Genomic DNA, 414 nt, shown 5'->3' with positions numbered 1-414 from the left:
TGCCCGTCGTATCTTGAATATAAATGCCTTCTGCGGCTTCAAGTGTGTCTAGGCAAGGCGTTGACATTGCTTGATGGAGAAACACGTCAGAGTCGCGTTTTAACATCGCTTGAGTTGCCTCATCGTTTAGCGATTCATTCCACTTTTCACGTGCGGGTGTGGTGTTCACATCGCCTTCACTTAGAGAGTGCGTTGCCTTTAGTGCTGGCTCTTGGTTAGTTATTTGCATTACTTAATGTCCCAGTACATAGCATTCTTAACAGCGCTAATGAGAGCCTCAATATCAGACGGGTAAACTTCACCAATGTTACCAATGCGGAAGCAGTCTGCGTTTGAAACCTTGCCCGGATAAATCATAAACCCTTGCTCTTTCAAACGGTCATAGAATTCCTTGAATTGGTAATCGCTATGAGT

At 44.7% G+C, this 414-nt stretch carries 2 pseudogenes; both read right to left on the bottom strand.

What is annotated here, in order from left to right:
- Nucleotides 1–229 (bottom strand): annotated as a pseudogene (locus A3712_RS14360) (aspartate aminotransferase family protein); the annotation flags it as partial.
- Nucleotides 229–414, bottom strand: a pseudogene (locus A3712_RS14355) (2-aminoethylphosphonate--pyruvate transaminase); the annotation flags it as partial. The pseudogenes A3712_RS14355 and A3712_RS14360, both read right to left, overlap by 1 nt.

The sequence above is a fragment of the Vibrio sp. HI00D65 genome (assembly GCF_001635455.1).
In the GTDB taxonomy this organism is placed as follows: Bacteria; Pseudomonadota; Gammaproteobacteria; order Enterobacterales; family Vibrionaceae; genus Vibrio.
Note: the sequence above shows the minus strand (reverse complement) of the source record. Positions and strands in the feature narration are given on the sequence as shown.